Here is a 13,790-nt window from a genome sequence, read left to right as displayed (position 1 = left end):
GCACCTCCAGTCCGAAAGCTACGCTACTGCCTAGCACCCATAGCCAATGCCGAACCGACGAATTACTGTACTTGTTAGCGAGATTAGCCACAGAGCTATCGTATCAGAAAGTAAATAGGAGGATTATTCTAAAGCCTTTACATTCAGGTCATCCAGATAAACTGTTTCTGGACTATTGTTGCGCCACAAGTACATGCGCAAATGAAAATCGTTTGATAGGCCAACTGGTAAGATAAAGCGCTTATGCACAGGGCGCCATTCCTTGTACTCTTGCACCTGTTCCGTCAATGGGAGATACTCGGTATGCACCGCCTTTCCACTGCCAGCATCTATGATCTGGAGTGCCAGCATAGCTGAAGCTTGGCTACTAGGAAGATACACCCACGCTTCTACTTCTACACCTCTCAACTGATGCACGCTAGCCTGGCTGAGTGGCAAATCATACGTTAGGCCATACTCATGTTCGGGACCAACTTGCACGGCATAGCGGCCAGAGTGCGCATGGTCGCGCGTTAAGCTGCTCGCATCACTTCCCCAACCTAGTACCGATTCAAAATCATTAACTGTAACGTAGTCACCTATCCATTTTCCTTGGTCGGAATGAGAAGAACAGGAGGTCAGCACTGCTATTGCGCAGAGCGCTAACAAGCGGCTAGTACTGCGTAATCCTGCCCGCAATAGCCAGTTAGCAACTTCGATTTCACCCATATCTATCTTTGGCCCTACCCAGATGCATGCTTGCACAAGAGCCATTAGGCCCCGAACATTCTATGAAATTCGCACTAGGTAGGAAACCAGTGTTAATCGAGTAAGAAGCAATATCGTCTCACACCACACCTAGCACGAAGTAAATAGATCGTGCTCCTCTTGCTACCTCATTTACTACTAATAGAGTTTAGCAGCGGAGAAAAACAGATGCCTTTACTTCATCATTCATGACAGCGAGGAGCTTAAGTACATACTATGGCATTATTATCATACATAGAGTAACGTCCTATTCCTTGGCTACTACTCTACTTTCTCAATAGTTAGATCATCTAACAGAGCTGTTTCCGCAGCAGCAGTCCGCCACAGGTACACGCTGATCTTATTGGTATAGGTAACTGCAGCGGGAAACGTTATTGTTTTCTCTACTTCTACCCATTTGTTGAAAGACTTTACTTGATCCGCTAGCTTCAATCCCTCCCACAAAAGCGGTTTGGCCGCTTGATTATTAGGATCTGTTATGGTAGTAACCAGCACTGGTTGTGATGTTCCATTGGGAATATTAACCCAGCCGCGCACTTTTATTTTAGTAACCTTACTGGCACTGAGCCTACTCAACACATTATTATAACCCATACTATATTCCACTCCTGGTCCTACTTTGAGAGCATAGCGGCCTGAATGTGCTTTCTCTTTGGTAAGAGAAGGGGTCGTGTTATCCCCCATCCAGCCATCTACTGATTCAAAATCGTTGCTTGCAAGCTGGTTAACAGAAATTTCATCTGTTTTCCCGCCGCAGGAAACCATACTTACTGCTAATAATAGGTAGAGCAGTTTGTTCATAAAAGTGAGGAAAAGCTGTAGTTGTGACTTCAAAACTAGAAGAAAATCCTCAACTCGCTAACAGATACGTTTACATGCAAGACCAAAAGAAAGGAATTATAGAAGCTAGCTTGCTATTCAGCAGATTGAAATATAAAATATATAAGTAGAATTGATACTTGTATACTCTTGTCGAACCATTTGCGGAGTAGTATCCTACCTCAACCACAAATACCATTCTTAATAGTTGAGATTCTGCCCTACATATGATGCCAAGACATCGTACCGTATTTGTAGAATTATTTTACGCGGTTAGAATTTTTACGTGGGACAACCTCCTTAATATAGCTATTGGAATAATAGCAACACACAAAGCAAATTCAAAATTTACTTTGGACTATTTACTACAATTCCCCTCCAATAGCTTGCACTTTTTGGTAAGTACAATAGCTATCAAAGGGGAACTGACGAGGTTAAATCGATCTAAAGATTTAATCTACTTTTTCAACCGATAAGTCATCTATGAATGCGGTACCTGGGGATGAAGTACGCCATAGGTATATGTTAAATCTGTTTGCATAACTCACATTATCAGGTAGAGCTATTTCTTTCTCGACATTGACCCACTTATCGTTTGTTTTTACTTGATCTGCAAGCCTTAATCCATCCCAAAGTATTGGTTTAGTTGCATTAGCAGGATCAACAACTTGTGTTACCAACACTGCATCAGAACTTCCTTTTGGTAAGTAAACCCAAGCGCTGACTTTAATTTTGCGTAGTTTGCTAGCACTAAGCTTACCGAGTAAGTTATTGTAACCGATGCTGTATTCAATTGCCGGATCTACTTTGATGGAATACTGCCCTGAGTGAGCCTTTTCCTTTGTTAGCGAATTGGACGTGTTGTCTCCTAACCACCCATCAATTGATTCAAAATCAGTGTGCGTAAGCTGATTCGCTGGCTTGTCTGCAGCCTTATCACCACATGCAGTCAGATATAATGCAAAAAACGCAAAAAGTGCTCTTTTCATTTGAGATTAAACAATCATTAATTGAAAGGTCAAAACTAGCAGAAATTTATTTTATATGCGCTAAGGCTTTGGAGTCTAAAGGTTATGACTGCACTAGCTAGATGGCAATATTCCGCTCAATAAGAGAGCCAATCTGTTATGAATTAACAGTTGAGCTGGTAAATTGAAGTAGTAACGGTTGTAAATGAAATAGAGAAAATACTGCCATTGCCTCTGATTATGATACTGCAGTTGGCCGGAAGCACTACACTCTGGCTATAAGTAAGCTTTCGAAGGTGCAAGCAGCTATATGGTAGCTTGTTAAGCTGAATTATATTAATCGTTTACAATGGTAGCTTAAACCTTTGCTTCTAACTTCCATTCAGCGAGGTTCAACTACGGTAAACAACTACATAAGAGTGAAATGGCCTACTATCAGACCAAAAATAGCAAGCGCCCCGGACTAGATTGGTCTTTTTGTAGTTGCTTTGCTGTTACGAACCATTCTGCAAAAGTCGATGGATGATACATCTTTGGGTAAGGATCTTAGCAGGGCAGCTAAATGGGGTCGTCATATTTGCAGCTATACTTTCGGACATGATGATAGCTACTATACTCCTTGCTCAGCTGAGCAAGGAGAAATACCGCCATCTAATCGACCACTTTTCAAGTCTTTTAGGTAGACCTGTCTCATCTATTTCCTATTGTTTAACGGAATACAGCATTTAGACTGCTTGCTTTCTTCTCTCTAAAATTTATTAAGCTTTGCATCCTCTACTCTCCCTTTTCTCCTCCTGGTCGCAACGACGGCTGTTTGTCGCTTTTGCTGTTATTCTATTACCAGTTGCTTATATAAGCTTATTCTACCGTTTGGGTTCAGCACCTGTAGTTCTTTGGGATGAATCAAGACTAGGAATGAATGCGCTGGAGATGCTGAACAATAAAAACTGGTTAGTTACTTATGCTTTCGGCACACCGGATTTGTGGAACACAAAGCCTCCTCTCTTAATCTGGATACAGGCCTCCCTTTTCTGGCTGTTTGGCGCTAATGAAATAACGTTACGAATTCCATCAGCTCTGGCAGGCTTAGCTACCACTGCACTTGTAGCTTGGTTTGGCACATACAAATTAAAATCGCCTTTAGTGGGCTTATTCAGTGCTCTTATTTTATTAACTACCAATGGCTATATAGACAACCACGTCACCCGCAGTGGCGACTACGACTCTTTATTAGTGTTTTTTACTACGTGGTATGTACTCAGCTTCTACCTGTACCTTGAAGAAGGGCATCGGCGCTACTTATGGTATACCGGCATTGGAATAACCTTGGCACTACTAACCAAAAGTGCAGCGGGAGCAATATTTTTGCCGGCCTTGCTCCTATACACCATATTAAGGAAACAGCTATTGCCTCTGCTTCGTCGCAAGGAAGTGTATGTAATGGTAGCGGGCATAGTTGGAACAGTAGCTCTATTCTTTATAGCGCGCGAATCTGCCGGGGCCGGCTACTTACACGCCATGTATGAAAATGACTTAGGTGGGCGTATGCTTAACGATTTGTCGGGCAATAATCAAGTTTTCCCTTGGGACGCATACTTGCAAATGCTTATCCATGACGAACTTATACCTTGGATTTGTTTTTTTCCAATTGGCTTTGTGCTCCTTTTACATTCTACCGCTCCCCGAATTTATCGTCACATAGCCTTATTAATAGCGCTTGTCGTGCCATTCTTCTTATTCGTTATCAGTTCAGCCAAAACCAAATATTTCTGGTACGAAGCCCCTATTTATCCCTTTTGCGCTCTATTGGCTGGTGTTGGCTTGGCCTTCATCTTTCAAGCTACAATAACTGCCTTAGGCGCTGGTCAACAGCCGTGGCTCCTGCTATTATTGATGCTCTGCATTTTTGCTTATCCGCTCAGCGTGGTTTGGAGCGAAGACTTTCAGCCTGTTCAGGAGCCTGATTTTCTGTTTGGCCGGCACATTAAATACCAAGCTAAAGAGGTTGGTCAGATAGAGAACTATACTCTACTTTCTGGACTTGACTACAATTCAAGCATGGAGTTTTATCGATTGGCTGCCATGAGAAAATACCACCACAAGATTCGTCCCTTACCCTCTTGGAGGCTTAGAGAAATAAAGGTAAACGAGACAGTTGTTGTCTGTAATCCAGTCATGCGTGCCCGTCTGGATAGCATTTATACGACTACCCCTATCTTATCAGGCGACCAATGTGTTACACTGCTAATAGTCGGGAAAAAATAGGAATGAGGGGAGCGTTGCAACGTGTAAATCAAGTTAAATTCAATTGCTGGTGTCTTGATTTGCTTAAGCTTGACAGCTGTTCAACATGGATGCCCTAGCACTCAACAAAACTTGTTCACACCGATAAGTCAAACATGAAATTACCGGTAGCTTGGCATACTTACAAAACAGAAATCAGGTGCACTGCGCCGTTATAAGGCTTGCCAATGGGACCAGATAATTTCACCAGTAGACGATTAATTGGTATCACAGAATAGCACTTATTGCATCCCCTATATGCTCTTATCTACCTTATCCTTAAGCAACTATATGATACATATTGATCAATCCTCCCCTAGTATACTTTGGCTGATTGCTGCGTTAGGATTGCTTACTTTTGAGGTCAATGAACATTGAATACGAAATAAAGTATCACCAGATAGAGGAAAGCTATTGGTGGTTTCAGGCCCGGCGCGATATGGTTTTCCGCCTGGTGCAAGACTTGAAGCTCGCTACCGACGCCCCGATTCTCGAAATTGGCTGTTCGGGGGGGCCCTTACTACAACGCTTGCGTAGCACTGGCTACACTAACCTTACTGGCATTGATGTAAGTGAGGCTGGTATAGCAGTGGCAGAGCGCCGTGGTATACCCAATGTTTCGTGCATGGATGGTGCAAACCTAACTTTTCATAATGCCTCGTTCGACCTAGTAGTAGCCTCGGATGTATTGGAACACATCGAAGATGAAGCGCAAGCCTTACGGGAGTGGGCAAGGGTATTGCGGCCGGGAGGTCGACTGTTGATATTTGTACCCGCTTTTCAATTTCTGTGGGGGAAGCATGATATCATTAATCAGCATTTTAGACGTTACACAGCTAATCAGTTGGCAACCGCAATGCAGGCCGCAGGGCTTGAGGTGAGCCGAGGCTCTTACTGGAATGTAAGTCTGTTTTTCCCGACTGCTGTAGTACGGCTGCTTAAGCGCATTCTGCCCAAAACCAATGCATCAGCTTCTGACGACCTTTTCTCTGCTCCTCCTCTGATCAATAGTCTATTAACTGGCTTCATTAAGGCTGAAAATAGCATACTGCAAACTGTGAATGCGCCGGTAGGAGTAAGTGTATTTGCCTTAGCCAAAAAGCCCTGACAGTGCCTGTTAATTCTTGGATCTGTTAACTCCAACTTTCATAAAGAAAAGAGTTATAATGCGTAAAGCGCTAAACTTTAAAACTGAAACACCATGGCAAATAGAGAGGAGCTAACGTAAACTTGCTGTTCTTGATACACACCTTTTTAGACAAAAGGTCTGTGTTATATGAACCGCTTAATCTTGTTTCAAGCGACGATATCTTTGCTCTAACTTACCATCACATCTATGGACCTTTCCGTTATTATTCCCATTTATAACGAAGAAGAGAATATCCCATCGTTGTATAAACGGTTGCGCGAAGTAATTGCGCCTATGGATTTGAGCTACGAGTTCATATTTGTCAACGATGGCTCACGGGATAAGTCGCTGGCGCTGGTGCAAGAACTGGCCCTGCGCGACGAACGGGTTCGTTATATTGATTTCAGTCGCAATTTTGGTCACCAAATAGCCGTAACCGCAGGGCTGGATTTATCGGAAGGCGAAGCCGTGGTTATTATCGACGCCGACTTACAAGATCCGCCGGAATTGATTGTGTTATTGTACCAGAAGCTTCAACAGGGCTACGAAGTGGTATATGCCAAGCGCCGATCACGCAAAGGAGAGAGTGCGGCCAAAAAGTTTACGGCTAAGATGTTCTATCGGCTCTTGGCTAGTATCACGCACATCTCCATTCCAGTAGACACTGGTGACTTTCGGATTATTTCGCGGAAAGTGGTTGATGCGCTCAAGCTTATGCCAGAGCAAAGCAAATTTATACGAGGACAGATTTCCTGGATCGGTTACCGACAGACCTATGTGGAGTATGATAGAGCCGAACGGGCTGGCGGTGAAACGGGCTACACATACAGCAAAATGATTCGGTTAGCGCTGGATGGCATTACAGGTTTTTCAGATGCACCCCTTAAAGCGGCCACGATCAGCGGGTTTGTAGTATCTGGCGTAGCTTTCCTCGTACTACTCTACACCTTGTATGCCCGCTTCATAACGGGTGAATACGAGCCAGGGTGGCCTTCGCTCATGATGAGCATTCTCTTTTTAGGAGGCGTACAACTTATTTCAGTAGGGATTATCGGCGAATACATCGCTCGCCTATCCGCTAACGTAAGGCAACGTCCCCTTTATATCATTTCCGACACCAACATCACCACTAAAAAAGTACCGCGTTCAACTGAGCAACTACACTAGCAGATTAGTAGACGTAATTAAGTATGCTTTAGAACCTCACTTGGCAGGCGGTGCAAGAAGTACATAGTCGCCAATTACCTGTTCACGATAACCGTAGGGCCGTAAGAGTTGCCGTAAGTAAACGTGTACGGGCAGTTCACGGTAAGCAGGGTCGATAACAAAGGCGGCAGGCTCGTATCTGCGCAAAAAAGCAGTGACTTGCGTTGGTGTAGGTTGAGCTGGCGGTATTGCGTTGGGATAAGTTTGGAGCGCTAGTAGGCGTCTGACTACTATATCTTGTTGAAAGGCGGTAAATATTCTGGGCTCAATGCGAGAAAAGTAGCCAGTAGGCAGCTTTTTACGATGCCATGCTTGGTAAAAGAACTGTTCGGTCTGCACCTCCCCAATCTTGCGGTAGCCATCTATCATTCCAAAAGGAATAGGGAACAGAGTGCTCCCTGGCAATTTGGCTACCTCTTCGTACACAATAGGAACATCGGTGGTAGTGAGGTGCATAGCTTTTGGCCAGTACTCAATCATTATCACTGCTAGCAAGGCCATACTTGCCGCCATTTGCTGTATGGGCCGCAACCGAGGCTGCCATAAGGCCTCTAACCTACTAAACAGTACCAATGGCAGGAACAGCCCCACCATCATTACCCAGCGGGTAGGGCAACGAATATTATTGAAGAAAGGAATAAAGTGTAGCACACAGGTAGGCAGATGGAGCGTTTCCTGACCATTGATGCGCAACGTGGGCAACGTGAGCATCATGAAGAAGAGTAGCACCCAAGCTAAGGGGCGCCCGCTAGGATCGAGATGCCGTGCCGACGCTTGGCGATTAGACCATACAACAACCAATAGCCCTAGTGCTAATAGCGAGTAGCCCGAGAAGAGAATCATCTCTAGTGAACCAGGCATATTGAATACCTTCGGGTTCAGGTAGAGCTCTTGTGCCCACTCGAAATCAAGGAAATAGCTGGTGGGAGGAGGCATGAAGTAGCTTACTACATCGCCGCCCCACCAAGGGCCACCGTTGTCGGGCACTTGTAATATGCGCAGTAGTCTGATGAAGAAATGACTGGTTAATAATACAAGGGCAACGCGGAGCCAAATTTGCCAGCGGCTCCAATTCAACTCGCCTAGCCGCAACAAATACCACAGACCATAAGCTGCGGAAAAGTACAGTAGCCCGAACGTGATATAGTAGTCACAGAGTAAAGTAATCCAGCCTAGTACGAGGCACCAAATTACTGCTCTTCGGCTATGCACATGCGGTAATAGCTTTCCTAAACGAAAAGTGAAAGCGTCAAGAAACGCCATAACGTAGAATGGCACGGTAGCCGTTAGCACCAAATTGTAGTGTTCGGGCAGGCGGATAAGCTTATAAGGTGAATAAGCGAAAATGACGCCGGCCAATAGGCACAGCACCGGGTTTCGTACCCAGCGACGGCACAGTAAATAAGCGCCCGTACCAGAGAGAGAATAATTAACCAGCAGTCCACTATTGATTGTAAGCGGAACGTTATTGAGCACCAGGTTTAGTGCCCCGAGCAGTGGCATATAGGTGTGCATTATCAGCCACGAACCCCATGGGTATAGCAACCAGTCAGTATAGAACGGATTGTGGCCGTTCACAACAGCTTCACGGAAGTACCAGAAGTTCCAAGCATACAACAAGGAATCACGTCCTGGTACGGTAGGAAAAGCGGTTGTGAAGTGAGTAACCAGCGGCCAGGTAAATAGCACAAACAGCAAGGCATAGAAGCCTGTGACCAGCAGCAGGCGCAACCAAGTTTTCATAGAAGCAATTAGATTGAAGTCGGGCATGGTCTAGTTCACACAACGACCAGTAACTCTGAGCAAAAGTAACTATTCATTAAGGCTGCCTTTTCTACCTTGCTATAGGGCTCACCATTCCTGCTGCTATGCTGCAACTTCAAAACTACATAGACGGTCAGTTCGCACCACCAGCTAGCGGTTCTTACCAGCCTCTTATTGAGCCCGCAACAGGTCAGGTATATGCGCAAGTGCCAGATTCTGATTCAGCCGATATAGCGCAGGCAGTAGCCGCGGCGGAAGCGGCCTTCCCTGCTTGGCGTGCCTTGCCAGCCGAGGAGCGGGGCCACCTGTTGGTACGCATAGCAGAACTTATTGAGCGAGACTTAGAGCAGTTGGCACAGGCGGAAAGCCAGGACAATGGCAAGCCCGTAAGCCTAGCACGCACTGTTGACATTCCGCGGGCAGCTAGCAACTTTGCCTTTTTCGGTACAGCAGCGCAGCATTTTTCTTCGGAGACGCACTTTCAAGAAGGCATAGCACTTAATTATACTGTGCGGCACCCGTTGGGTGTAGTCGGCTGCATTTCTCCCTGGAACCTACCGCTGTACTTATTTACCTGGAAGATAGCACCGGCCTTGGCAGTCGGCTGTTGCGTGGTGGCTAAGCCCTCGGAACTCACGCCGTATACCGCCTTCTTGCTGAGCAAGTTGTGCATAGAAGCCGGATTGCCAGCGGGTGTCCTCAACATTGTGCACGGCACTGGTTTGAGTGCAGGACAAGCTATAATAGAGCATCCCACCATCAAGGCAATCAGTTTTACTGGTGGAACCGCCACCGGCCGACACATTGCCCGCACGGCCGCGCCGCTGTTCAAGAAAATCTCACTAGAGCTAGGCGGTAAAAACCCGAACATTATCTTCGCCGACTGCAACCTAACCGAAGCCGTACGCACCAGCTTGCGCAGTAGCTTCTCCAATCAGGGGCAGATTTGTTTGTGCGGTTCGCGAATTTTCGTTGAAAGGTCGATTTACGAGCAGTTCAAAGAAAGTTTTTTGAAAGGAGTAGCGGGCCTCACCATCGGCGACCCACAAGACGCAGGTAGTCAGCAGGGAGCTTTGGTAAGTGAGGCTCACTTGCAAAAAGTATTGGGCTACATAGCTTTAGCGCATGAAGAAGGCGGTACTCTACTGGCCGGCGGGCAGCGCGTACAGGTAGAGGGCCGGTGCGCGGGCGGCTACTTTGTGCAGCCTACTGTGTTTGAGGGCTTGCGTCCTGACTGCCGCGTAAATCAAGAAGAAATCTTTGGTCCTGTAGTTACACTCACGCCATTTGACAGCGAAGAAGAAGTGCTTGGTTGGGCGAACAGTACCGAGTACGGTTTGGCCGCCACCATCTGGACCAGCGACCTGAATCGGGCTCACCGCGTAAGCCATGCTTTGCACAGCGGTATTGTGTGGGTAAATACCTGGCTGCACCGTGACTTACGCACTCCGTTCGGCGGCATGAAAAACTCCGGAGTTGGCCGCGAAGGTGGTTTGGAAGCTTTACGCTTCTTCACAGAGCCACAAAGTATTACGATGAAGCTGTAAGGGCAGAAAAACCCGCTTGTTCTTCTGCTAGAGCCGTTCCAGCCGTCGCTCTAGCTCTTCCAAAGTGGTTTCATTGAACTCTAATGGGGCAGTGGCATCTTGGCCCGTAGTGGTTTCCTGCCAGGCCAAGTACGGCACCCCTCCCTGATAACGCAGCCCGACTACTACTGCCCGGCGACCCGTGGGAAGACTCTTGAACTGATAGCCTCCTTCACCTGCGTCACCCGCCAGCACGGTAGGCGTGGCGCCTAGCAGTACCAGCCGCACCGTGGTGGCCTCGTCGGGAGTGGTGGGGGCTACAAGCGTGGTGCTACTTCCAGTCAAAGGGCGGTCTACGTTCAACCAACCTAGTTGTGAGCAATGAAACACGTACCGGTCGGTGGGAATTGCTTCGGTAAGTTCTTCGGTGGCGACTGGCTCGGGTGCTGGTTCTGCGTGAGCTGATAAACTTGCGCGGCTGGTATCGGTGGTGAGTTGGCCGGGCTGAAACGAGAAACGGATCGGGAGTACCATCTTCACTTTCACAAATTCTCCGTCACGCTGGCCAGGAGTCCAGTGACCCGACGTTTGGCGCAACACCCGCAATACCTCTTCGTCGCAGCCGTGTCCGAGCCCGCGAAGGATGTGGGGCTTCTGCACCCGGCCGCTTTCATCGACCACAAAGGAAGCAAATACAACACCCTGGGTCTGACTAACTAATGCTTCGTGCGGGTAACGGATCAAGCGGTTGATGTCGGCCGGCCCACTGCCGTAAGCAGGCATCCGGCTAGCCTCGGTGTAAATGGTTTCGACGGCCGCAGGCGCTGCCGCTTCGGGAGCGGCCATCCACCGTACGGGTGCGGTGCCTTGGCCGTAGTAGAGGCGCATATCAGGAAGCGGCAGCCCTTGATCAATGGGGATTTCCAGGCGCAAGGTGCGGCCGGCAGCTACCTGCAGGGGCTGCCCGGCTGCAGTAGCCCGTACGAACACCATGCCAGCTGTTTGCAATGGTTCGTCATCGGTGGTAAGCGTAGTAAGATTGGTAAGCACCATTTCGGCCAGAGTATAGCACTCTTTCATCTCCACCCACACAGGGCCGGTTGCTGGGCGCTGGTTGGCATCCACTAGAGTGCCAGCAGCTAACCGCAGCACCGTCCCGGTGCGCCCCCGTACTTCCGCCGCTTTGCTTGGGTCGATTTGGAAATACTCGCTGGCCTTGCGAGTCAGATCGAGCAAGGTAGCCTCGCCAAGAGGTGGACTAGTGTTTAGCTCAACTGGCGCCCGCCGCACGCTTCGATACACGATGAGCGGCTCCCTTGAATTGGTGCGTTTGGTAAGGCGGTGCCAATCACGCCGAATAGGGGTAGCATTAAGAGCGCCGACGGGATTTGCTAAGGAATCCAAGTCGAGTGTGTCGGCGAGGGCGGGAGCAGTTTGCTCGGTGCGGACCGGTTTATCAGGTTGGCAACTGCTAAGCGCAGCTAGCAGGCAGGTGCTTAGGAAAAAGAAACAGGGTGTCCGAAACGTGGGCATACCGCGAACTACGGCAAAATTTCACAAGACCTGCTTCTTTTTTGCATCTTTCTTATACTATTCTGCGAAAAATAATTTTACCAACATATTTCAACCAAGATTTCTACTCCTTAGGGATATTGCTATCCTATGTACTACTGCAAGCTGGTGCCTGTGGGCACAAACCGGGCGTTATAAGCAGCAGGTATTTTCGTTGTGCCTTGTTTAATTATGCAGGTAACGCTTTACCTAAAATATTATGACCGGGAATAAATGTTAAAACCTAGAGTTGCACGTTTATAAAGCAGCACCGAAACGTGCCTCTACTAGAGCTCCTTCCACAACTGTGGACTGAAAGCTTGCAACTCACTTTTTTAGCGCGCTCCACTTAGCGTCACTGCGAATACCGATCTTTGCTGTTACTATGCGTCTTTCTCTGCTTCTGTTTCTACTAGCGTTTGTGCTACTTTCTTCGTGCGAGCTTGGCCCTGGGTCTGGCCCGCGAATCGACTTCGTAGGCAGTTCGCGTTTGATTAGTTCTGATCGTATTATTAGTGTTCCGGGTGATACCTTCTCTACCCGCATTTTCGCCGAAAAGAATGATGATGAAGCCGAATTGAATCGCTTGCGCATTGAGGTGAACTATACGCCGCCCCCTAATCCCTTCATCTATCCTGCTACAGGGTACGACCCCGTGGAGCGGTACAAAGAAAACACCACTCTAATTTATTTAGATACAGTGCTTACTGGCAAACAACGCCAGTCGGTAGCATTTCAGTTTACGACTAATACGCGCACCACCTCGGGGCGGGAGAGATGGACTTTCACTGCCTTCGATGCGGAGGGCAAACAGAATAGCCGCAGCTTTCAGTTAAAGCTGCGTAACATCGACTCCACCCTTACTTATCATCGTTACAGCGTACTGCTGCCTGCTCCTACCACTCGGTATTCACGCAGCAGCTTAGCACTGTTGCCTGGTCTGACCTTCCCCCCAAATGCCTTGCGCAGCCGGCCCGAAAACCAAGCGCTTGTTGATCTGGCGTATTTGCCATTGGCTAATGGAGACCGTGCGCTAGCTTCCCCTAACGACGAGCAACTCATAAGAGTCAACTCTTTGTTCAGTGCAGGTAACTGGCCGAGCCGCCGGGTCACTCAGCTACGCCGCTCCACCTTGGATTCTGCTGGTTTTGCTACTTCTACTACCACAGAAGCCTTTCAACAGGCATTCAATGGTGGTGTGCTTCCAGTAGTACCTACTCGCACTGACCCATTGGTTGCTAGAGGAACCACCCAACGCGTGTTCGCCTTCCGGACTGCTGATGAAAAGTATGGGCTCATTTTTATTCAATCTTTCCCCACCGTACCCACAGCCGCCATCAAGATGCAGGTACGCATCATGAAGTAGAGCGGATCCATCTATACAACTGGCAGAGAGGAATCAACCAACTACAAATAGAGTTACCAAAAGCAAAGCCCGCTTTCAAATGAAAGCGGGCTTTGCTTTTGGTAGCTTACTTCATGTAAACCAGATTGCTGGCACGCTTAAGAAGCTGTTTGAATTAGCCAAAAACCGGTTCGAACGGTGTAGAGACGCCTCTTTGCGTCTCGTCGTTGAACGATGGTTAGGCAGGCGGCGTGAACGATGAGACGCAAAGAGGCGTCTCTACACCGTTCGGTGATTTCTCGAAAACGTAGCTCAAACATGAACTGTGTTAAAAGTCAAGTCATGGGCACGGTTTTTTGGGCGAAATCAGGCTGATAAGCCACGCCGGACTTAACAATGGCGCAGGCTTGTTTGAGCAGCTTGTTGCAGACGGCAATCAGGGCCAGTTTCTT

The 13,790-nt window shown here is 47.7% G+C and carries 10 protein-coding genes; 5 read left to right on the top strand and 5 right to left on the bottom strand.

The window, feature by feature from the left end; translation table 11 throughout:
* Positions 1-123 precede the first annotated feature (123 nt).
* The 3 genes from VF639_RS05960 to VF639_RS05950 form a co-directional block, all read right to left on the bottom strand.
* The gene (locus VF639_RS05960) at positions 124-708 is read right to left on the bottom strand and encodes a carbohydrate binding domain-containing protein (RefSeq protein WP_331144973.1); all 585 of its coding nucleotides are present in this window, start codon (positions 706-708) and stop codon (positions 124-126) included.
* A gap of 300 nt (positions 709-1,008) precedes the next feature.
* Positions 1,009-1,548, bottom strand: a complete 540-nt coding sequence (locus VF639_RS05955) for a hypothetical protein (RefSeq protein WP_331144972.1) — start codon at positions 1,546-1,548, stop codon at positions 1,009-1,011.
* A gap of 470 nt (positions 1,549-2,018) precedes the next feature.
* A complete protein-coding gene (locus VF639_RS05950) occupies positions 2,019-2,555 on the bottom strand; it encodes a carbohydrate binding domain-containing protein (protein WP_331144971.1) in 537 nt (178 codons plus the stop codon).
* A 744-nt stretch (positions 2,556-3,299) separates the two neighbouring features.
* On the opposite strand from VF639_RS05950, the gene VF639_RS05945 reads away from it, so the two are divergent.
* From VF639_RS05945 to VF639_RS05935, 3 genes are all read left to right on the top strand, one after another.
* The gene (locus VF639_RS05945) at positions 3,300-4,799 is read left to right on the top strand and encodes an ArnT family glycosyltransferase (RefSeq protein WP_331144970.1); all 1,500 of its coding nucleotides are present in this window, start codon (positions 3,300-3,302) and stop codon (positions 4,797-4,799) included.
* 385 nt (positions 4,800-5,184) lie between these two features.
* The gene (locus VF639_RS05940; RefSeq protein WP_331144969.1) at positions 5,185-5,925 is read left to right on the top strand and encodes a class I SAM-dependent methyltransferase; all 741 of its coding nucleotides are present in this window, start codon (positions 5,185-5,187) and stop codon (positions 5,923-5,925) included.
* Positions 5,926-6,153: 228 nt separating this feature from the next.
* The gene (locus VF639_RS05935) at positions 6,154-7,113 is read left to right on the top strand and encodes a glycosyltransferase family 2 protein (protein ID WP_331144968.1); all 960 of its coding nucleotides are present in this window, start codon (positions 6,154-6,156) and stop codon (positions 7,111-7,113) included.
* Between the two features lie 36 nt (positions 7,114-7,149).
* Here VF639_RS05935 and VF639_RS05930 read toward each other — a convergent pair whose 3' ends face one another.
* On the bottom strand, positions 7,150-8,895 hold the full coding sequence (locus VF639_RS05930; RefSeq protein WP_331144967.1) for a hypothetical protein: 1,746 nt from the start codon (positions 8,893-8,895) through the stop codon (positions 7,150-7,152).
* A 125-nt stretch (positions 8,896-9,020) separates the two neighbouring features.
* Here VF639_RS05930 and VF639_RS05925 point away from each other — a divergent pair, with 125 nt between their 5' ends.
* A complete protein-coding gene (locus VF639_RS05925) occupies positions 9,021-10,463 on the top strand; it encodes an aldehyde dehydrogenase (protein ID WP_331144966.1) in 1,443 nt (480 codons plus the stop codon).
* Between the two features lie 27 nt (positions 10,464-10,490).
* Here the strand turns inward: VF639_RS05925 and VF639_RS05920 are convergent, their stop codons facing one another.
* Positions 10,491-11,975 carry an energy transducer TonB gene (locus tag VF639_RS05920; protein ID WP_331144965.1) on the bottom strand — a complete coding sequence of 495 codons (1,485 nt, stop codon included), beginning with the start codon at positions 11,973-11,975 and terminating at the stop codon, positions 10,491-10,493.
* A gap of 403 nt (positions 11,976-12,378) precedes the next feature.
* On the opposite strand from VF639_RS05920, the gene VF639_RS05915 reads away from it, so the two are divergent.
* Positions 12,379-13,359: a hypothetical protein gene (locus tag VF639_RS05915; protein WP_331144964.1), complete on the top strand. Its 981-nt coding sequence runs from the start codon at positions 12,379-12,381 to the stop codon at positions 13,357-13,359.
* The last annotated feature ends 431 nt before the right edge of the window (positions 13,360-13,790 follow it).

This window comes from Hymenobacter sp., from assembly GCF_036387835.1.
Classification (GTDB): Bacteria; Bacteroidota; Bacteroidia; order Cytophagales; family Hymenobacteraceae; genus Hymenobacter.
Note: the sequence above shows the minus strand (reverse complement) of the source record. Positions and strands in the feature narration are given on the sequence as shown.

Bases quoted from the DNA above. Each gene is read 5' to 3' on its own strand.
- VF639_RS05915 (WP_331144964.1), top strand. From the start codon at position 12,379: ATGCGTCTTTCTCTGCTTCTGTTTCTACTAGCGTTTGTGCTACTTTCT.
- VF639_RS05935 (WP_331144968.1), top strand. From the start codon at position 6,154: ATGGACCTTTCCGTTATTATTCCCATTTATAACGAAGAAGAGAATATC.
- VF639_RS05955 (WP_331144972.1), bottom strand. From the start codon at position 1,548: ATGAACAAACTGCTCTACCTATTATTAGCAGTAAGTATGGTTTCCTGC.
- VF639_RS05925 (WP_331144966.1), top strand. From the start codon at position 9,021: ATGCTGCAACTTCAAAACTACATAGACGGTCAGTTCGCACCACCAGCT.
- VF639_RS05940 (WP_331144969.1), top strand. From the start codon at position 5,185: ATGAACATTGAATACGAAATAAAGTATCACCAGATAGAGGAAAGCTAT.
- VF639_RS05960 (WP_331144973.1), bottom strand. From the start codon at position 708: ATGGGTGAAATCGAAGTTGCTAACTGGCTATTGCGGGCAGGATTACGC.
- VF639_RS05920 (WP_331144965.1), bottom strand. From the start codon at position 11,975: ATGCCCACGTTTCGGACACCCTGTTTCTTTTTCCTAAGCACCTGCCTG.
- VF639_RS05930 (WP_331144967.1), bottom strand. From the start codon at position 8,895: ATGAAAACTTGGTTGCGCCTGCTGCTGGTCACAGGCTTCTATGCCTTG.
- VF639_RS05950 (WP_331144971.1), bottom strand. From the start codon at position 2,555: ATGAAAAGAGCACTTTTTGCGTTTTTTGCATTATATCTGACTGCATGT.